20 protein-coding genes are annotated in these 20535 nt (G+C 39.9%); 8 read left to right on the forward strand and 12 right to left on the reverse strand.

The features are described from left to right. Window positions 1–116: 116 nt before the first annotated feature. The 3 genes from AB8618_RS07835 to AB8618_RS07845 all read right to left on the reverse strand — a co-directional run bounded on the left by AB8618_RS07835 (window position 117) and on the right by AB8618_RS07845 (window position 2971). On the reverse strand, window positions 117–398 hold the full coding sequence (locus AB8618_RS07835; RefSeq protein WP_409425491.1) for a hypothetical protein: 282 nt from the start codon (window positions 396–398) through the stop codon (window positions 117–119). Window positions 399–893: 495 nt separating this feature from the next. Then, window positions 894–1598 (reverse strand): HNH endonuclease, encoded by a 705-nt coding sequence (locus tag AB8618_RS07840; RefSeq protein WP_409425492.1) that lies wholly within the window; start codon window positions 1596–1598, stop codon window positions 894–896. Continuing rightward, window positions 1598–2971 carry an ATP-binding protein gene (locus AB8618_RS07845; RefSeq protein ID WP_409425493.1) on the reverse strand — a complete coding sequence of 458 codons (1374 nt, stop codon included), beginning with the start codon at window positions 2969–2971 and terminating at the stop codon, window positions 1598–1600. Before AB8618_RS07845 ends, AB8618_RS07840 begins: the two co-directional genes overlap by 1 nt. Window positions 2972–3372: 401 nt before the next feature. Here AB8618_RS07845 and gloA point away from each other — a divergent pair, with 401 nt between their 5' ends. Beyond that, entirely contained in the window at window positions 3373–3900 is a 528-nt protein-coding gene (gloA, locus tag AB8618_RS07850) for a lactoylglutathione lyase (RefSeq protein WP_413402073.1), read from the forward strand. 73 nt (window positions 3901–3973) lie between these two features. On the opposite strand, the gene htpX is transcribed toward gloA, so the two are convergent. The 7 genes from htpX to bioB all read right to left on the reverse strand — a co-directional run bounded on the left by htpX (window position 3974) and on the right by bioB (window position 10536). After that, window positions 3974–4837, reverse strand: a complete 864-nt coding sequence (gene htpX, locus AB8618_RS07855) for a protease HtpX (protein ID WP_075169202.1) — start codon at window positions 4835–4837, stop codon at window positions 3974–3976. Window positions 4838–5087: 250 nt separating this feature from the next. Beyond that, window positions 5088–6443 carry an FAD-dependent oxidoreductase gene (locus AB8618_RS07860; protein ID WP_418157347.1) on the reverse strand — a complete coding sequence of 452 codons (1356 nt, stop codon included), beginning with the start codon at window positions 6441–6443 and terminating at the stop codon, window positions 5088–5090. Further along, entirely contained in the window at window positions 6383–6646 is a 264-nt protein-coding gene (locus tag AB8618_RS07865; RefSeq protein WP_418157348.1) for an NAD(P)-binding protein, read from the reverse strand. Before AB8618_RS07865 ends, AB8618_RS07860 begins: the two co-directional genes overlap by 61 nt. A 156-nt stretch (window positions 6647–6802) precedes the next feature. Further along, a complete protein-coding gene (bioD, locus tag AB8618_RS07870; protein WP_413402077.1) occupies window positions 6803–7486 on the reverse strand; it encodes a dethiobiotin synthase in 684 nt (227 codons plus the stop codon). A 10-nt stretch (window positions 7487–7496) separates the two neighbouring features. Beyond that, window positions 7497–8330 carry a methyltransferase domain-containing protein gene (locus AB8618_RS07875; RefSeq protein ID WP_413402079.1) on the reverse strand — a complete coding sequence of 278 codons (834 nt, stop codon included), beginning with the start codon at window positions 8328–8330 and terminating at the stop codon, window positions 7497–7499. Beyond that, window positions 8327–9481: an aminotransferase class I/II-fold pyridoxal phosphate-dependent enzyme gene (locus tag AB8618_RS07880; RefSeq protein WP_409425500.1), complete on the reverse strand. Its 1155-nt coding sequence runs from the start codon at window positions 9479–9481 to the stop codon at window positions 8327–8329. The genes AB8618_RS07875 and AB8618_RS07880 overlap by 4 nt, the downstream gene beginning before the upstream one ends. Before the next feature lie 14 nt (window positions 9482–9495). Beyond that, entirely contained in the window at window positions 9496–10536 is a 1041-nt protein-coding gene (gene bioB / locus AB8618_RS07885; protein ID WP_010390068.1) for a biotin synthase BioB, read from the reverse strand. Window positions 10537–10631: 95 nt separating this feature from the next. Between bioB and bioA the strand changes: the two genes are divergently transcribed. From bioA to AB8618_RS07915, 6 genes are all read left to right on the forward strand, one after another. Then, the gene (gene bioA / locus AB8618_RS07890) at window positions 10632–11933 is read left to right on the forward strand and encodes an adenosylmethionine--8-amino-7-oxononanoate transaminase (RefSeq protein WP_413402081.1); all 1302 of its coding nucleotides are present in this window, start codon (window positions 10632–10634) and stop codon (window positions 11931–11933) included. A gap of 177 nt (window positions 11934–12110) precedes the next feature. After that, window positions 12111–12923, forward strand: coding sequence for a hypothetical protein (locus AB8618_RS07895; RefSeq protein ID WP_413402083.1), 813 nt, complete (start codon window positions 12111–12113; stop codon window positions 12921–12923). Then, window positions 12924–13964: an ABC transporter substrate-binding protein gene (locus tag AB8618_RS07900; RefSeq protein ID WP_413402085.1), complete on the forward strand. Its 1041-nt coding sequence runs from the start codon at window positions 12924–12926 to the stop codon at window positions 13962–13964. It abuts the gene before it with no gap. Then, entirely contained in the window at window positions 13964–15463 is a 1500-nt protein-coding gene (locus tag AB8618_RS07905; protein ID WP_413402087.1) for an ABC transporter permease, read from the forward strand. Before AB8618_RS07900 ends, AB8618_RS07905 begins: the two co-directional genes overlap by 1 nt. Before the next feature lie 12 nt (window positions 15464–15475). Continuing rightward, entirely contained in the window at window positions 15476–16486 is a 1011-nt protein-coding gene (locus tag AB8618_RS07910; RefSeq protein WP_413402089.1) for an ABC transporter ATP-binding protein, read from the forward strand. A 30-nt stretch (window positions 16487–16516) separates the two neighbouring features. Continuing rightward, complete coding sequence (locus AB8618_RS07915; RefSeq protein ID WP_413402091.1) at window positions 16517–17146, forward strand: Vat family streptogramin A O-acetyltransferase; 630 nt, start codon at window positions 16517–16519, stop codon at window positions 17144–17146. Window positions 17147–17149: 3 nt separating this feature from the next. On the opposite strand, the gene AB8618_RS07920 is transcribed toward AB8618_RS07915, so the two are convergent. Further along, on the reverse strand, window positions 17150–17584 hold the full coding sequence (locus AB8618_RS07920; protein WP_008113825.1) for an ATP-binding protein: 435 nt from the start codon (window positions 17582–17584) through the stop codon (window positions 17150–17152). A 286-nt stretch (window positions 17585–17870) separates the two neighbouring features. On the opposite strand from AB8618_RS07920, the gene asnS reads away from it, so the two are divergent. Beyond that, the gene (gene asnS, locus AB8618_RS07925; RefSeq protein ID WP_008113822.1) at window positions 17871–19268 is read left to right on the forward strand and encodes an asparagine--tRNA ligase; all 1398 of its coding nucleotides are present in this window, start codon (window positions 17871–17873) and stop codon (window positions 19266–19268) included. A gap of 131 nt (window positions 19269–19399) precedes the next feature. On the opposite strand, the gene AB8618_RS07930 is transcribed toward asnS, so the two are convergent. Further along, window positions 19400–20479, reverse strand: a complete 1080-nt coding sequence (locus AB8618_RS07930) for an acyltransferase family protein (protein ID WP_413402094.1) — start codon at window positions 20477–20479, stop codon at window positions 19400–19402. Between the last annotated feature and the right edge of the window lie 56 nt (window positions 20480–20535).

The raw sequence follows: 20535 nt of genomic DNA on the forward strand, positions 1-20535 counted from the left end.
ATTAACGGACAATTGATTCCTCGACTTAATCTTCTAACACCATATTAAACGGCGTTGGCAGCTATTGCCAATGCCCGTTTCAATTTCATTTCTATGAGTAGCTATACCAACAGGCATTACTCGCATTTAAATGTAATTGTCGCTTTCGGGTAGTTGCCCATAATATAAGGACCGGGATTTTCGGTTGAGTTGATTAACTTCATCTTTTTGTCGAGAGATGCACAAAAGCGGTTTGCCTCTTGCAGAACCTCTTGAAGGAGAGGTTCACTGCCAGAAGGAAAAGCGCCCTCTTGCCGAGACATTACATACTTATTATCACCAACAGGTGTAGGTCCTGTTGAAGTCGTTGCACATGATGCTAGCAATACTGTCGATATTATCAAAATTTGTATTTTCATTTCATTCTTTTGCTAAGTTAACTAATCTCACTGATACACATAACAAGCCAGTAGATTAACTCGTTTTAGAATTATCTTTATTGATGAATCAACCATAGCCGAGTTCGTATTTTGGTTCAATCAGTTATCGCTATTTTATATAAAATATAAAAAGAGAATTTGAGATTGTTTTAATAGATGTTTTAAAGAGGATTACAGGTGCTTGAGTCGCAATATTTCGGCTGAAAAAAGCTCCACTTTTTTAATGCAGCCTGTTTTGCAGCTTTTCTATGTTATGAACAAACAGTACAGTTGCCATTGCGTATTCACTTTCGTTTGCCATTTCTTTGAAAAGCTTTTGATGTCTGAAGTCAAGATCTGACCCCATTTGTTTTTTAGTTCGCCAAACTGCAAAAATTAGAGTGGGTGTCTAGTTTATTTTTTCTATGGTGAGGGATGGTGTCATGTGGGACCCTAAAATGGTTTAAAATTAGGAATTGACACCATAGTCACTTGTTAGCTGGCTTTAGCTCTCAGCCCAGCCATATATTCTTTTTGAGCTTTTTGCTTACCTTGCTCAACGACATCTCCAAGGCATGTTAGGATAAAGTGTTGTTCAATAGCACTTTTTGCATTTTGCAGCTCATCAGACAGCATAGAAACCTTTTCTTTAACTTCTAGAGATATATCTCCATAATCAGTAAATTTATATAAGAAACGTAATAAACCACAAATTTCAATTGTTTCTTTTCCTTTAGAATCTAGTGGTATAAAAAACAACGATGACTTCATGATTTTCATATGCTTTGTATATATATCTAAATTTGGATGTATAAATATATAATCATCGCTCTCTACTGGTAAAGTTTTTCTATTTTTGTTTTTTAAAACATTTTTATTCAACTTAGCCAAATTACAATCTTTGCAGGCAACACATAAATTTAACGGCGAAAATAAAAATTGAGGAAATTTATCTTTTGGTATTATATGTTCAGCATCCCAGACAGCATTATGATCAACTTCAATTGTCTGCCGACAATACGGGCATGTATAACCTTGAGATTCGATATAAAATGTTTTGATGTTTTTTTTAATTTTCTTTAAATCTTGGCCGTCACTATCGTCCCAATATTCTCCGCTTTTTCTATCTTCGTCTAGATTATTATAAGCATCAACTTTAAGCTGATCTTCGCTATTATATTTTATCAAAACATTGGGCATTACAGGCTCTCCACCAGGGCTTCCTGAGCCATATCCATAAGTTTAAAAACTGGGTCTTTTTCACTGATGTGATCTTTTAAAGATAATAAAAATTTAAGCTTCTCTTGTGTAATTTTGTCTAACGCTCCTGTTTGTCCAAATAAAGATAATACTGATATTAATTCTCTTGTTAGGTATTCATTTTTAAAGCCAGGCGTGCCAAAAATATTTACAAGTTGAAAGTCAACAGACCTATTGTTAATTTGTGACGCATTTGTTGCTTCTCCATTCTCCATTTTCATTAAATAACAATTTTTATCGTTAAGTTTAGATACCATCAATGGGGAGTGTGTTGCAATTAAGAAGTGACAACCTTTAAAACTTTTAAAAGTATTAATTAAGATATCTATATATTTTTCTTGCCATTCGGGATGGAGGCATACTTCAGGTTCATCAATACAAATCAAACTATCATCACATATTTGGCTCGCGATTCCGAGTATACTCATTACAACACTTTGTTCACCTGAACTTGCATCCCCGATGCGAAAACTCTTCCCGTTATTTTTTTCTAAAGTGATTTCCCTTAATCTTACAACACCGATTTCGGCTAAAAAGAACAAATCATTTACATCATAAATTTCATTATTAGGGAATAATATACCGCTCCTTTCAAGAAAGATTTCTACTTTTGGCTTTAGATTGGAGGGGTCAATATTTCGATATATTTCAAGAAACCTTTCAACTTTAGAAATATCTATATCCCTATCTTCATCAAAAAAACCTCTTGTTCTACTACTATGTAATGGGGTGTGTTTGTTTAATATAAAATTATCAATAAAATATTCAGCTGGATTAGAACTAACTAAAGCATCATGAATCCTTCTTCTAGAAAACTCTAAGTGGTACCTTGCTTCAATTTTTGGTGAGTAACCCAGAAACCCTAACACCTCACATATTTTATTAGCTCTACCTGACTCATTTATTACTGACTTCAATAAAGATAGATAAATATTAGCCATATATGCCATACCAAGATCTCTTGACCTTAAATCACGAAGACCTAAATAAGAATATTTTTTATCTAAATGGCCATAAATATCTAAAGGGAATTTATCAAAAGGGCTTGTAGAAACAGCAATAATTTTTTCAGGTTCTTTATCTAGTTCAATATTATCTTTGATCTCTTGAAATAAAGCTTCAGAGGTATCTCGTGGTCTTATAACCCCACTTCTATTACTTTTACCTATAATTGACTCTATAACTGACTTCATTAAACGACTTTTTCCTGTCCCGTTTTTTCCAACAATGACAGTAAAAATATTATGTTCATGATCTTTATCTCTGTTAGAAAAATGAAAATCTTTTTCTTTATACCTATATTTATTTAACAAATTTTCAATCCTTGAAGGTTGAGTGATATGCGATGAGACAGCTAACAGCTTATTGAACACCATTTTGGGGAGTTATAACACCCCAAAACGGCTTATATTACATTGTTCAATAATTCCACTAAACAACTTCAATGTAAACAAGTAATTACGTAGGTGGTAAAACACCCCTTGCTAAAATACACCAAAACGACTTTTAATAATGTTATTGGACAAAACACCAAGAACTGTATAAATAAACAGTATCGCTAAATATGCCATTTTTCGCTTATAAAACATTCAGCTCACTGGCTGGTAATTTAGCTCGGTGGTTTTAATTTTTGCTGCTGTTTATTATGATGAGCGTACACCCTGCCTTTTTAAATCCATTAAGGTTTTTCAGTCATTTCATTAAGGATTATCTCATGTCTAGCTATAACGAATCTCCAGAGCAAATTGCACAGGCCACTGAGGGCTATGTGATGCAGCAAACTATGTTGCGTATTAAAGATCCAAAACCGTCGCTGGCATTTTATGAAAACGTATTGGGTATGAAGCTGTTAGGTAAGTACGACTTTCCTGATATGGAGTTTACTTTGTACTTTTTAGGTTATGAGCAAGACATGCCAAAGGGTGATGATAAAGAAAAAACACAATGGGTGTTTCGCCGCCCTGCGCTGATTGAACTTACCCATAACTGGGGTACTGAAAACGACGACAGCTTTACCGGTTATCACAGTGGTAATGAAGAACCAAAAGGCTTTGGCCATATTGGTATTAGCGTGCCCGATGTATACGCTGCCTGTGAGCGCTTTGCTAAATACGATGTGGAGTTTGTAAAACAGCCAGATGGCGGCTCAATGAAAGGTCTTGCCTTTATTAAAGACCCTGACGGTTACTGGATTGAAATACTCTCGCCTGAGGGCATTACTGACATTATTCAATCGCAATAAAAAACCATCAAACATAAAAAAGCCTGCAAATGCAGGCTTTTTGTTTACAAGTACTGTGAAAAACTTGAATTTTTTAACGACGTAGTGCGTCTATACGTGCATCAAGCGGTGGGTGAGATGAAAACAACTCGGCCATGCCTTTACCACTGGCTATACCAAAGGCCATCATTGACCCTTCTAATTGCGATGGGTGGTTTTGCTTTAATCGCTCAAGAGCTGAGCGCATTTTATCTGCGCCTACCAACTGAGCTGCACCGTTGTCGGCTGCAAATTCACGCTTGCGGCTGTAATGGGCAACCACCACACTGGCTAGTACACCAAATAATACTTGGAATAACATATCGAATAAGAAGTAAGTCCAGCTGCTGCCGCCCTCTTCTTCATCGCTATTTATAAAATTATCTACAATGCCCGCCAGCACTTTTGCGGCAAAAATAACAAAGGTATTAACCACGCCTTGAATAAGCGTTAGCGTTACCATGTCGCCATTAGCCACGTGCGATACTTCGTGCGCAAGCACTGCCTCGGCTTGATCTTGGGTCATGTTGTGTAATAAACCCGTGCTTACCGCCACCAGCGAGTTATTTTTACTCGGGCCGGTTGCAAAGGCGTTCATTTCTGGGCTGTCGTAAATAGCCACTTCAGGCATATTAATACCCGCTTTTTTAGCTTGCGCGGCAACCGTGTTCATTAACCACTGCTCGGTTTCGTTACTCGGTTTAGTAATAACCTGTGCACCAGTTGATTTTTTCGCCATCCATTTCGACATATACAAAGAAATAAACGACCCACCAAAACCAAACACAGCAGCTATTAATAAAATACCACCCAGGCTACGATGGCTTAAGCCCAGCGCACTCATTATTATTGAAAGCACAACACCTAATACCAACATAACCGCTAAGTTAGTTAATAAAAACAAAAATACACGTTTCATACATGGTCTCCAAAAATAACATTTATTGCTGAGCGATTTCTTTTTGTTGATCGGCTATAGCAATCACTGCGTTATGACACACTATGTCATAACGTCAGCGCTATTTTGTGACAAACTATGTCATAACGCAAGGGATATTTTTAAAGTTTTATATATTTAATTAAGTTAAGCTTTTTAGGATTTTTTCTGTTTAACAGTAAAAAATAACTTATAAAAACAATATAATTCAATAAGTTATTTTATTTTTATACTATACACTTTTATATATACCGTGATTAACATTTGCCATATCTGTGGGGAAGCCTCGCTCTTTTGCAAGTACTTGTGCAATTTTACTTATATCTTCATTGCGACTGTTCTTAAGGTAGGCCCATTGGTGATGCTTACGGTGGTTATTACTGTCGTGTTCTGTGCAAATTAAACCAAGCTTTATAAATTCAGCTACTATTTCGTCAGCAGCGATCAAAGTTGATGACGCTTTTACATTTTCGGCTCGAGCGTAGCAAATATGCGAATATAAGCTTACGTCTGCAACGCGCAAGGTGTCGTCTTCGCCTGGGATCTGTTGGCCGCCAAACAAGGCATTGTTTTGCGTATTAGCGTTTTTAAATGCTGGTACAAACTCAGCTACATAATCAATCGCTTTTTGACCACGTGCTTTTAGCACCTGCTGATCCCAACCATTATTTATATAATTTAAGTGCTTAGCAGGCAGCTGTGGCTGTGCCGTTTGCTCGGCTGTATCTGCTAGGCCATCGTTAAACAAGGTAATTGAGTTAGTCATGCCATGAATTTGATAAAAGCCATTAGGATACGGCGTTAATTGTGCCATGCCCTCAGGTGTGCCTCGGTTACCATAAATAATAATTTCGGGTATTTGCCCGCCAGCGCCTTGCCAGTGTGCAATGTATGAGGCTTTAAATTCGACCATACGCTTGGGCTTTACGCCTACCATGTCATCAACAATACCGGTTTGAAAGCCACAAGCGTTTATAAGGTAATCTACTTCTGCTGTTTGGGTCGTTTTGCTTTGGTTGTTTTGGTATTCAATTTTCCATTTTGGCATTTGATTGTTAGCACTACTTTGCTCAACTTTGCTGACTTGCTTTACCTCTGTGCTGGTAAGCAAGTTAGCGTGTTCGTACTGGGCAAGCGCAAGCTGTGCACTTGCTGACAATCTAAATATATTCCAACCGTATTCTTGAACAACAATAAGTGGGTATTTTACTTTGTTTAAGTTTAAATGCTTAGCAACGGGGATCATCCACTCATCTAGCGTTTTAGGCTCAGTAACCTGCTCTTTTTTACTCAAGGTTATCATTTGCTCATGGCTATAAAGCTGATAGTAATTATCAGGCTCGCCAAGAACTTTATTATTATGATCTTGTTCAATTAAGTCTTTATATGCGTTAGTAAGCTTGTCTAACCTTGGCAGTAAATCATCTGGTGAATCATCATCACGCGTTGGCACAGCAAATACAGTTGGGCGTACATCTATGCTGTAAGGATATAGTCGTAAAATATCAATACATTGTTTAAGTAAATCTATACAGTCTTGATCTGGAATTTCACGGTATAAATTACCACCGGCGTGCAGATGACACATAGGAGGGCCGTCAATAAGTGACTTTTTTTCTCAAATATAGTCGTTTTTATGCCCAATGCCGCAAGGCGAATCGCAATTGTTGCCCCTGCAGTTCCCCCACCTAAAATTCCTACACGGGTTTTAGGCAGAGCACTTTTTGGTAGATCTGATTCGGCCTTAACCTGCGTATTATAAGCGTAGTTCTTAATAAATGGGTGGGTCATGGTATTTGTTATTTCCTTAGTAACAATAGCACTGTGTAATTAGCGTTATATATGCATACAAGGTGTGTATTTCAAGGCGCTAAACATATTTATTAAACCGGTGTATTTAATATATAAACTGCTTTGTATATTTATAAAATTACAAAGCAGTATAGTTTAGGCATTTATAGCAAGTGCAGTAAGAAGGGTTTTATAAATTTGTAATTTAGGGGTTTGCTCGGTATAGGGGCTTATAGCAAGCAGCGGGAATGGTAAACGTGTTTTAAGTGAATCTAGGTTTGCTTGGTATTCACCCATGGTGGCATCAACTTGGTTAGCAATCCAACCAATGCAATTAACACCCATACTTTGCATATGTGCTGCAGTGAGTAACGCATGATTTATACAGCCTAGTTTCATCCCTACCACTAATATTACCGGCAGTTGCTCTGCTTTTACCCAGTCGTATAAATATTCGTTATTATTAATTGGCAATGCCCAGCCGCCCGCACCTTCTGTTAAAAGGTAGTCGGCACCTTGTTGCTTCACATTTTTATAAGCGGTACGTAGCTTTTCAACACTTAGGTTTACTCCTACTTGCTCTGCTGCAATGTGCGGAGCTATGGCGGGCTCAAAAGCAAATGGATTAATAATGTCGTACTTAGCGCTCACGGTCGCGCTTTCCATTAGCATTAAGGCATCGGCATTCACAAGCTGATCAAACGCAAGTTCACACCCTGATGCAATCGGTTTAAAGCCTATTGCGCGCTGTTTATGTTGAGCGAGTAACTTTAATAGCAAACTGGTTACGTGAGTTTTACCAGCGTCGGTATCGGTACCGGTAATAAAAAATTGCTGCATTGCCTTACCTTTAAATTTTTGCTTTTTCTAATGATAACAATACCACATGGTAAGATACATGGGCTTGGTTGTTTATAAGCGGATACGCCGCACATACTTTTTGTAGCGCCGATTTAGTTAATAAACCAGGGCGTTGCGTTGCTTTATTTTGCGACGTTGCCCCAATGGCTTTAATTGAACTAATCGCTTTAAGCGGGCTTGTAAACTCATCAGTATAAATAACCTCTGTCGCGTTATTAACAATAAACCCTGCCTTTTTGACCGATTGGTTTATATTATCGCTACTTAAAAAGTTATTAATGTGGCTATGCGAATCGAGCGCGGCAAACGCGGTTTTTATTTCACCAAGTGAGCCTTCTACCACCGTACTTATGTACGCCTGCCCACCGGGCTTTAAAGCTGAATGTAATGAATACATTAGCATTTCAAAATTAGCCGACCATTGCATTGCAAAATTACTAAATACCACATCAATACTATTTTGTTGTAATGGCAAATTATCCATGTCGGCGCAAATACGCGGTGCGGTTACTGCACTATTTTTAAGCATGGTAAGGCTTAAATCCATGGCAATTACTTGTTTATATATTCCTTGTAACTCTTCGGTATTCACTAACGGCCCAGCACCTAAATCAACACAATGTTTGTGCTTTGTGCTCGCATCAAGCTTAATGAGTTTAATTAAATCGATTGCAGCTTGTTTTTGTACATGTGCGTGGGCTACATATTGGTTTGCCGCCGTTGAAAACTTGCGTTGCGTTACCTGCTTTAAACTATTAACAGCTAAACAAGCTAACGGTGACTTTATACGCGAGTTAGCATTTGTAGCGTGTGCGCTTATCATGCAATGGCCTTTTTTAAACAGCTTACCAATGTTGTAATATCTTGCTCGGTATGGGCGGCGGTTAAGGTAATGCGTAGCCTTGATGTATTATGCTGCACCGTGGGCGGACGAATAGCGGTTAGCCAAATCCCCCGTTGTTTGAGCTGCTCACAAGCTTTTAGAGTCTGTTCGGCACACCCTAAAATTAAGGGTTGAATGGCAGTGGTCGAATCCATTAAAGCAATTTTGTGCTCATTGGCTAAACGTTTAAATAAAGCAATATTAGCGTTTAATTTTGCACGCTTGTGGTTAGCATCACGTATGGTTTTAATTCTTGATAATGTATGCGAAGCAATAAATGGCGACATTGCAGTCGAATAAGTGTAATCGCGGTTAAACTGCAACATGTAATCAATAAATTCACTTGAACCTAATACACACGCCCCGCTACTTGCCACCGCTTTACCAAAGGTGATCACTAAAATATCTGGTAAATTATCTGCCGCTATAAGTGGCTCACAACTTCCCAAACCCGATTTACCCAGTACGCCAAAGCCATGCGCATCGTCTATCATTAACCAGGCGTTATGTGCTTTAGCTAAACTCAGTAACTCAGTTAATGGTGCTTGGTCGCCATCCATTGAGAATACACCCTCACTCACAATCAATTTATACTTAGCATTGGACTTTTCCAGCCGTGAACGTAAATGATTCATGTCGTTATGGTTAAAGCGTACAAGCGCCGCGTTTGCATGCAGTGCGCCATCAATTAAGCTCGCATGATTAAGTTTATCCTGAAAAATCGCACTTTGCTGAGCAATGGCTTTATCTTGAAATAGCGCTTTTATAACACTGCTATTAGCACTAAAGCCCGAATTAAACAGCATGGCATTGTTATAGCCCAACTGAGCACATAAGTATTTTTCGAGCTGTTGCTGCGCACCTTGATAGCCTGTTACTAAAGCGGAGCTGTGACTTCCCAAGCTCTGTAAGCCCTCAAGTAAAGTGGGCTCATCGGCAAAGCCTAAGTAGTCATTACTGGCAAAGTTAAGATAGCGTTTATTATCAACTATAATTTCACGCGCACTGGCCTGCTCAATAACATAACGCTTACGGTTAAGCGCGCTTTGCTGGCGCGCTTGTAAATGGCTATTTATAAAATCAAATGACATAGCAATACACAATGTTAAGCAGGATAAAACAATTCTGAACTGGCTTTATCGGCCACTTTAGAAGATAACGACGCAGCAACGGCTTCATCTGAATAGTCTTCGGCCGTTTCAGGGTTCATACCCAGCTTTTTAATTAATTGCATATCGGCATCTGCTTCTGGGTTTTCAGTAGTAAGAAGTTTATCACCATAAAAAATGGAATTAGCACCGGCAAAAAAACACATCGATTGCATTTGCTCATTCATTGCGCTGCGCCCTGCCGATAAACGTACATAGCTGTGCGGCATCATAATACGCGCGGTGGCAATAGTACGAATAAACTCAAACTGGTCTAAGTCGTCTACGTTTTCAAGCGGTGTTCCTTTTACTTTTACTAGCATGTTAATTGGGACGCTTTCTGGTTGCTGCGGCAAATTAGCCAATTGCATTAATAACCCATAACGATCGCTGGGTTGCTCACCCATTCCGACAATACCGCCTGAGCAAACTTTCATACCGGCATCACGCACATGATCGATAGTGTTTAGTCTGTCTGCAAAGGTACGGGTAGATATAATTTGTTCGTAATATTCAGGTGAGGTATCTAAATTATGGTTATAGTAGTCAAGCCCTGCATCACTCAATGCATGGGCTTTTTCATTGGTAAGCTTGCCCAACGTCATACAGGTTTCAAGGCCAAGCTCTTTTACTTCTTTAACCATTTTTGAAATGTACGGCATATCACGATCTTTAGGATCTGACCACGCAGCGCCCATACAAAAACGGGTGGCGCCTTTTTGTTTTGCAAGGCGTGCTTGCTCTACTACTTTTTCTACCTCTAGCAGGCGCTCTCGTTCTAGGTCGGTTTTATAATGACCCGACTGCGGGCAATATTTACAATCTTCAGGGCAAGCACCTGTTTTTATTGATAGTAAAGTAGAAATTTGCACCTGATTAGGATTAAAATTAGCACGGTGTACCGTCGCCGCTTTAAAAAGCAGATCGTTAAACGGCATTTCAAATAAGGCTTTAACCTCGCTATGGGTCCAATCGTGGCGAACTGTTGCAAGCTCCATAATACTCTCTTTTATTTTTTGCTCTTGGTGTTATTGGCTTAGAATACGTATTGCCGTACCATTGTCAACGGAGCCCACTTACTTAAAGTTTACATATGAGCATAAAACACACAATAGACCTTGATTTTGACCGAAATCACATTTGGCACCCTTATACATCAATGACTCAACCAATTCCGGTTTATCCTGTTACACACGCCATTCACAACCTTATATACCTAGAAACAGGCGAGAAACTCATTGACGGTATGGCCTCTTGGTGGAGCGCAATACATGGTTACAATCATCCCGTTTTAAATAATGCGATGACAGAGCAAATCAATAAAATGAGCCATGTAATGTTTGGCGGCATTACTCATTACAGCGCAGTGGAGCTCTCTAAAAAGCTAGTAGCGATAACGCCCGAGCATTTAAATAAAGTATTTTTAGCCGACAGTGGCTCGGTAAGTGTTGAAGTAGCGATTAAAATGGCACTGCAGTATTGGTTAAGCCAAGGTATTAGTACTAAACAAAAGTTAATGACTCCGTTTAAGGGCTATCATGGAGATACCTTTGCGGCCATGAGTGTGTGCGATCCAGTTAATTCTATGCATAGCTTGTACTCTGGCTTTTTACCTGAGCATGTATTTGTACCTGCACCTATTAGCCAATTTAATGACGAGTTTAATCAAGCCGAGGCGGATGAACTAGAACACTATTTTTTAAAACACCACCAGCACGTTGCCGCCTTTATTATTGAGCCCATAGTGCAAAACGCGGGAGGAATGAACTTTTATCATCCTGAATATTTAGCCTGTGTGCGCAAGTTATGTACTCAATACGATGTATTGCTCATTTGTGATGAAATTGCCACAGGCTTTGGCCGTACAGGTAAAATGTTTGCTGTAGAGCACGCCAATGTACAGCCAGATATACTTTGCATTGGTAAGGCACTTACCGGCGGCACTATGACTTTATCAGCCACATTAACGACCGACAAAATAGCAATAGGCATTAGCGAAGGTGAAGCCGGTGTTTTGATGCACGGACCTACATTTATGGGCAATCCACTCGCCTGCGCTGTGGCATGTGCCAGTATAGACTTGTTGCTGGAACAAAATTGGCAACAGCGAATTTGTGAAATAAACCAAGCGCTACAGCAATTACATCAGTGTAACTCACTTACTGATGTAGCGAATGTTCGCACTTTAGGTGCAATTGGCGTGGTAGAGCTGACAGATGAGGCAGGAATAGTAGATGTAGCTAAAATTCAGGCTTACTTTGTTAGCCAAGGAGTGTGGATACGACCCTTTGGTAAACTAATTTACCTAATGCCGCCGTATATAAGTGACGACACCAGTATAAAACACCTTTGTGATGCAATATATAGCGCCATAAAGGGTAAACATTACGTATAGATAGTTAATTATTTAACCGCAAAAGTTAAAATTTAATTGATACCTCTGTTTAGTTATTATTCGTCTGTAAAGTTTAGTAAATTTAGCCCCTTGGCTTGATTTAGTGTGTTGATCTGAGTGGGCTTTAGGGATATGATAATGACTATCATTTACAATAAAATCTATGGACTCACTGCTATGAAAATATTACTAAAGCCTGCCAAGACATTAAGTGCAACTTTTTTACTCGCCTCTGCGATTTTTGTACAATCGGCACTTGCTAATGGCCCAATTGGTGAGCATGTTAATCACCTTCAAGCTAATTTAAAAACCTACAACGAAGACGTTGAGTGGATGGTTTCAAAGGTTGATACCCTAGTAAGCGATTACGAGAAAAAAGGCGCTAAAGCAGTTAACACTGATGACTTAATTGAGTACTGGGAATCGGTTAAATTTCACAGCGCCATAGAAACAAATTATGTCCCTGTGTACGCCTCTATTTGGCAAGGTTTGTATGGCATAAAAATGGCTATCGACAACAAAAAACCAGCATCCGAAGTACGTACGCAGCAACAAGCAATGAACAATGCCCTATGGCAGGGCCTAGGCGCAGTTAAACTAGCGGCTCAGTTTCAACAAAAGGGATTATTAAAAAGCGTTAAAGCCACAGCAACAAAAGAAATGACGCAAAGCGCGACCATAGATGAAATTAAACACAAATTAGACCGAGTGGTCGCTAAATACGCAGAACGCTTAAGCGATGAAGCAACGAGTATAGTTCACGATACTTACCTGCACTTATTTGAAGGCGTTGAAGGCACACTCATTGAGCAAGACGCTAACTTAGTAGAAGTACTTGAAAAAGACTTTAACGTAACCCTACCGCAGGCTATTTCAGCTAATAAAACAGTAGATCAAGTACGTGACGTGGTTGTTGATATGCAAACTAAGTTAACCCGTGCACAAGCGCTAATTGAAAAAGCTGAAAAAGCCCGTAAGGATGTATTTTAAGTGGATCGCAGAACCTTTATTCAAGGCTTAGCTGCGTTAGGGGTAGCGGGCGCTTTGCCGCTATCTCTTTCACGCGCGTTTGCCGCTGATATTGCCAACCCCGTATCGGTAGATACATTACCTAAACTAAAAGGCGCACTCACCCTTTATTTAGGACGTGGTGAAGGTGGCTTATACGAAAACGTTTTACAAGCCATTCAAAAAAAGAACCCTGATTTAGACCTTGCTATTCGACGCGGCCCAACTGCGGCATTAGCTAATACGATTGTTGCCGAAGCCAAAGCGGGTGTTAAACGTGCAGACTTATTTTGGGCTGTCGACTCAGGTGCTATTGGTTTAGTAACCGATGCAGGGCTTGCTAAACCTATGCCTAGTGATTTATCTGCACAGCTACAGCCACAATTTAGATACGATGAGTGGGCACCTGTAACTGGTCGTATACGTACTTTGCCTTTTAATACTGAGCGTTTAACCAAAGAGCAAATTCCAAGAAGCATTATGGACATTGCCGACAGTGATTTAAGTATTGGTTGGGCACCAGCTTATGCTTCTTTTCAATCGTTTGTTACCGCTATGCGAATTTTAGAAGGCGATGATAAAACTGCTAAATGGCTTAAAAAAGTGCAAAAACGCTCAAAAACTTACGCTGGCGAACTCGGTGTGGTAATGGGCGTTGAACGTGGTGAAGTAGACATTGGTTTTGCTAATCACTACTACACGTTACGTTTGAAGTCTGGTAAGCCCGACGCCAAACTTGATCTTGCATTTACACAGCAAGATGCCGGTTGTTTAGTGAATGCCTCTGGTATTTTATCGTTATCTGACGACCCGCTAGCAACTAACTTTATGCGCTATTTGCTCAGCGTTGAAGTGCAAAGTTATTTAGCGAGCGAAGCGTATGAAATTCCGCTAGTTAATGGCATAAAGCAACCTGATGGCTTGCCTAAATTAACCAGTATTTCGCCACCAAAAATAGACTTAACTCAGTTGGCTGACTTACGCCCAACTATTGACTTAATGCGCAGCAGCGGCGTTTTATAATGCGAATACCACCATCTTATCCTATGGCGCTGCTTGCAGCGCTTGTTACCCTTACCCCTATTTTTGTTTTAATAACGCTTGCCAGTGATGCAAGCTCTTTATTTGATAGTCATAATTTAACTATTTTAGGCAATACCCTGTCGTTAATGGGCTTAACCGTATTAGGCTCAATTTTAATTGGTGTGCCACTGGCATTTATTAGCGCTTATGTGCAGCTGCCGTTTAAAAAGTTTTGGCTGGTGGTGTTTGCCGCCCCTTTAGCTATACCAAGTTATATTGGGGCATTTACGCTTTACGCTGCATTTGGCCCTGGTGGTGAAATACATAACTTACTTGGTTTTGAAACACCATCTATGTATGGCTTAACTGGCGCCGCTATTGTAATGACCTTGTATACCTTCCCGTTTGTAATGATGACAACCCGCTCCTCCCTACTTAGCCTAGATGCGAGCATGGTCAATGCAGCGCGTACACTGGGGATGTCGATGACACAAAGCGTGTTTAAAGTTATTTTGCCCCGTGTTGTAAATGGTATAGCTGCAGGCTCGTTACTCGTTGCCTTATATACGCTATCAGACTTTGGTACACCGGCAATGATGCGTTTAGACACCTTCACCCGCGTTATTTATGTAGAATATAACGCCTTTGAACTGAGTCGTGCGGCAATGCTGTCTATGCAGCTAATGGTGATTGTTGGCTTTTTACTAATGATTGAATCGCAAATTAAAACTGCATCTGAACGCCAAGGCCGGCCCCTTATTTTATTCCCAAAAAAATGGCAATTAGGCGCGATGTTTGCCACCTTTGCCCCTATTTTATTACTTGCAATTGGCTTACCACTCACAGTATTTACACTTTGGCTAATGCGTGATGGTTTTAGTTCGTTTGATTTTAGTATTGCATGGCACTCTACTTACGCTTCAGCCATTGCAGCTATTGTTACAGTTATTGTGGCTATTCCTGTGGCGCATGCGGCATTAACCGGAAAAGCAGGTAAAGTAATGGAACGCGTTACTTATTTTGGTTTTGGTATTCCGGGAATTGTTATGGGCACAGCGCTTGTATATGGCGGCTTACAACTGCCGTTTTTATATCAAACACTGGGCTTGTTGATCATTGCTTATATGCTACGCTTTTTACCGCTTGCGGTTGGCTCTGTGCGTACAAGTACCGAGCACCTCGATCCAAGCTTAGTAAAATCAGCCCGTGTGTTAGGCGCAAGCCCACGTGAAGCTTTCACACGTATTACTTTACCACTGACTATGCGTGGTATTATTGCAGGGGCCGCTTTAGTCTTTTTAGAGTCGATGCGTGAATTAGAAGCCACACTATTATTGGGTCCAACTGGTTTTGAAACCTTATCTACTTATTTATGGCGTGTTTACGAAGCCGGTTATTTTGGCCGCGCAGCAATACCTGGTTTATTGCTAGTGGTGATTTCGGCGGCGGCTTTAGCTATTATGATGTCTGGCGAGAAACGCAACCAGTTTGAACATTAAGGATTTATATAAATGCTATCTGTAAGTCAGTTGTCTATAGATTATGGCAGTAATCGTGTTGTTAGTGACTTAAATTTCACTTTAGGTGAAAGCGAAATTTTAATGCTTGTTGGTCCAACAGGTTGTGGTAAAAGTACTATTTTACAGGCCCTAGCAGGGCTTTTACCAATTAGCGATGGTGAAATTAAAGTTGCTAAATGGACTGCTACACCAAAGCATACTGTAGCCCCTGAAAAACGCAGTGTAGGTATGGTTTTTCAAGATTTTGCGTTGTTTCCCCATTTAACGGTTGAGCAAAATGTGTGTTTTAAACTTAAAGACACAAGCCCTGCTGATCATTGGATAAAGCTACTCGGTTTAGATGCGTTTAGACATAAAAAACCAGCGACACTTTCAGGCGGACAAAAGCAGCGCGTAGCATTAGCGCGCACCCTAGCTCACCAGCCAGACTTTGTATTACTTGATGAGCCACTATCAAACTTAGACGCGGCTTTAAAAGACATGCTACGTTGGGATATACGTAATGCGCTTAAAGAAGCCGGCGTACCCGCTATTTGGGTTACGCACGATCAAGAAGAAGCACTTTCGGTGGGTGACCGTGTTGGCGTGCTAAAGGGCGGAAAAATACAGCAAATTGATAGCCCAGAGCAATGCTTTAGTGCACCCAACAATCGCTTTGTAGCACGCTTTTTAGGTGAAGCTAGTTTTATAAAAGGAACGCTGAGTAACGGCCAAGCACTTACCGATATTGGTAATGTACCCGCCCATGGTGTTGACTGTGAACACGGTGAGGTCGAGGTTTTACTTCGTCCAGATGATGTATTATTAGTACAAAGCAGTGTAGGAAATAATGGCGAAGTAATCTGGGTACGCTTTGAAGGCGGCAGCAGATTATGCGCCATAAAACTAGCCTGTGATACTGTGGTTACAAGTCGGGTGAGTCATGAAGTAGTGGTAAATCCTGGTGATAACGTACATGTATCGCTTAGTACCTCTCATCCGCTGGCGGCATTTAAAAGCTAGCGCTTTATATATTCTATTTTGGAGGAAACTATGAACGGACCAAATCCAAACAATCCATCACCTATGGAAGGGTTTCCTCAAGTAGGTTATTTAAAAAACTTTATCACCTCTGCGAATATAGACGTTGGTGATTACACCTATTACGACGACCCTGACGGCCCTGAAAACTTTGAAAAAAATGTACTGTACCATTTCGATTTTATCGGAGACCGTCTCATTATTGGTAAGTTTTGTGCGATAGCTAAAGACGTTACTTTTATAATGAATGGGGCGAATCATCAAACCTCCGGCTTTTCTACTTATCCTTTTTTTATATTTGGTAATGGCTGGGAAAAATCTGCACCTCAACAAGGTGATTTACCTTTTAAGGGAGATACTGAAATAGGTAATGATGTGTGGATAGGTTACAACGCGACTATTATGCCTGGGGTCAAAGTTGGTGATGGTGCTATTATAGCAAGTAAATCCGTTGTAACGTCTGATGTGCCCGCCTATGGCATTGTTGGCGGTAACCCTGCAAAATTGATAAAAACGCGTTTTGATGATGAGACCATTAATAAACTTTTAACGATTGCATGGTGGGATTGGAGCAGTGAAAAAATCACCGCTCATTTAGATGCTATTACACGCTCTGATATAGACGTATTAGCTAAAATTTAACGTTTACCATTCAAACATGTAAGCCATTTTACTAATCGTTTTTAACGGTATGTTATGGCTATTGCGTTTGGCGTATAAGTGTTGCATTGATTTATCTTTTACTTCACCAACAATCACTTCTTTTACCTGATAGCCTAAAGCAATGGCTGCTTGTGAATAAGCAATAAATTCCCACTTTTTAATATTGGTGTTATCCACTATTACCAGTTCAATGCCTTGTGCTAAGGCATTAATAAAACGGGCCAAGTTTAAATTATGATATTGCGATAATTTAAACTTATCAAAATGATACTCACCCTGCTCGTTAACAAAGTAATCATCTGTTGAGCAAATAAAATATTGGCTTTCATCTGCACCGGAAAGTTCCTCGGCGAGATTTTGCGCATAATATGACTTACCACTGCCTGGTAGCCCTCGTAAAATAAAAACTTGTTTCATAGCATCCATTTTTTATTAATACGTCAATTCGGTTTATTTGCTAATAATGCCACAAATTGATGAAATTTCAGAGCAACAAATGGTAATAGTGGTTATTTAACTGTAAAAATTGGTTAAAAAAACAACGTACCACTAAAAACTTTTAAAGAGTTGCCCACAACAGTTTTTTTATTTTACTTTACTAGGTATTATACAAGGTTCAAGTGCAGTGACCTCAAATGCTAAAAAGCATGAGTAACGCACAGTTAATTTATATAGTTAGGCAACTTATATCATTGGAGTGAAGATGAGCCATTTAGCGATTTCAGAGCTATTAAAAGGCAATGTTGCGGTAGACAGCCAAGTAACCATTAAAGGCTGGATCCGTACACGCCGCGATTCAAAAGCAGGAATATCATTTTTAGCCGTTCATGACGGTTCGTGTTTTGATCCTATTCAAGCGGTAGTTCCTAATTCACTGAATAATTATGATGAAGTTACAAGCTTAACAGCAGGCTGTTCTGTGTCGGTTACCGGTGTATTAGTACAATCAGCAGGACAAGGTCAATCTTTCGAAATTCAAGCTAACTCAGTAACTGTGTTAGGTTGGGTTGAAAACCCAGACACCTACCCAATGTCGGCTAAACGCCACAGCATTGAGTATTTACGTGAACACGCTCACCTTCGCCCTCGCACTAATATGATTGGCGCAGTAACACGTGTACGTAACTGTTTAGCACAAGCAATCCACCGTTTTTACCATGAGCAAGGGTTTTACTGGATCAGCACGCCAATTATTACTGCAAGTGACTGTGAAGGCGCAGGTGAGATGTTCCGTGTATCAACGCTTGATATGCAAAATCTGCCAATGACAGACAAAGGCGAGATTGATTACAGCGAAGACTTTTTTGGTAAAGAAGCCTTTTTAACGGTTTCAGGCCAACTTAATGGTGAAACGTACGCTTCAGCAATGTCAAAAATTTATACTTTTGGCCCAACGTTCCGTGCAGAAAACTCTAATACTTCACGTCACCTTGCTGAATTTTGGATGGTAGAGCCAGAAGTTGCGTTTGCTGATTTAGAAGACATCGCAAAACTTGCTGAAAACATGCTTAAGTACGTGTTTAAAGCCGTATTGGAAGAACGCCGTGACGACATGGAATTTTTCGCATTACGTGTTGAAAAAACAGCCATTAGCCGTTTAGAAGAATTTGTTGAAAAAGACTTTGCCCAAGTTGACTATACCGACGCTGTAGAGATTTTAAAAGCGTGTGGCAAGAAATTTGAGTACGACGTTGAATGGGGTGTAGATTTACAGTCTGAGCACGAACGCTACCTAGCTGAAGAACACTTTAAAGCACCGGTTGTTATTAAAAACTACCCGCGTGATATTAAAGCATTCTACATGCGTCAAAATGAAGACGGCAAAACTGTTGCAGCTATGGACGTAGTTGCACCAGGTATTGGTGAGATCATTGGTGGTTCACAACGTGAAGAGCGTCTTGATGTATTAGATGCACGCCTTGAAGAGATGGGCTTAAACAAAGAAGACTACAGCTGGTATCGCGACCTACGTAAATACGGTAGCGTGCCACACTCTGGCTTTGGTTTAGGGTTTGAGCGCTTAGTTGCTTATGTTACCGGTATGGGTAACGTACGTGATGTAATTGCGTTCCCACGTACGAAAGGCAGCGCAACGTACTAAGCTAAGCTAAGCTTTGTAACGTTAAATAAAAAAACCAACCCGCGGGTTGGTTTTTTATTGTCTGATATATTAATGTGCATAAATACTTGAACAATTTGACTCCCGCTTAGGGAAGCAAATTGTTATAAATACTAAATCTTTATAAATATTTTTCGTTTATAAAGCATATTCGAAATTACCCAAAAGCCAATAACATGCAATAAAGCAAAGGTGAACGATGCCAATTTAGCGCTCATAACTAATGCGAGTTGCTGATACATCCAATCCCCCAAGTTTAGCTCGCCAATATTTATCAATGAATAGCTCAGTACCCACACAGCCGATAATACATATATAAACAGTGGATTTGATCCATACACAATTAATGGATTAACAAGACGTTCGGGTTTAACAATGTCGCAAAGCCAAACAAAAAACGCCAAAACAATACAGGCAATACCTGATGTGTAAATAACAAAGCTACTGGTCCAAAGTGATTTATTAATTGGCATAACCAGTGAGCTTAATTGCCCAATAACAACTGCAACTACACCAATAACTAATAAACGCTTAATGCTTGTCCACTGGCTACTTGTGCTCGTTAACAGGCGGGTCACTTCAAAACCAAATAATACACTCACCACAGCGGGTAACGTACTGATCAGCCCTTCTGGATCAAATGCTAGCCCTTTGCCTTGCCACAAATGCGACTCACCTAGTACAGCAATATCAACCGCTCTAACTAGGTTATGTTCGAGTGTATAAGCGTTTTCAGCGCCAACACTTAACAGTAATAACCAATAAGCAACTAAGAGAATAACTGATAGCGTTAACACCCCTCGCCTATTTAAAAACAACACACAAATAGACGCTAAAATATAGGCAATCCCTATACGTTGTAGCACACCTAGTATCCTTAAATTTTCAATACTGGTGGTAAAGGGGTAAATATTTAATGCTAAACCAATGGCAAATATAATTGATCCACGCTTAACTAGCCTTAATACTTGGCTAGCACTGGCTGGGCTGTTGGTTTTTTTAAACGAAAAAAACATCGCAGAGCCAATAATAAACATAAAAAACGGAAAAATTACATCCGTTGGGGTGCAGCCATGCCAATCTGCATGAAGTAATGGGGCATACACATGGGACCACGACCCTGGGGTGTTTACCAGTATCATTAACGCTATGGTTAGCCCGCGCATAGCATCAAGTGCTTTATACCTTGTCATTTTGGCTCCTATTTAATATTTTGTATTATTACAAATGACAACGCTGTCACTTTGTA

It is taken from the genome of Pseudoalteromonas sp. RW-H-Ap-1, from assembly GCF_048318575.1.
GTDB lineage: Bacteria > Pseudomonadota > Gammaproteobacteria > Enterobacterales > Alteromonadaceae > Pseudoalteromonas.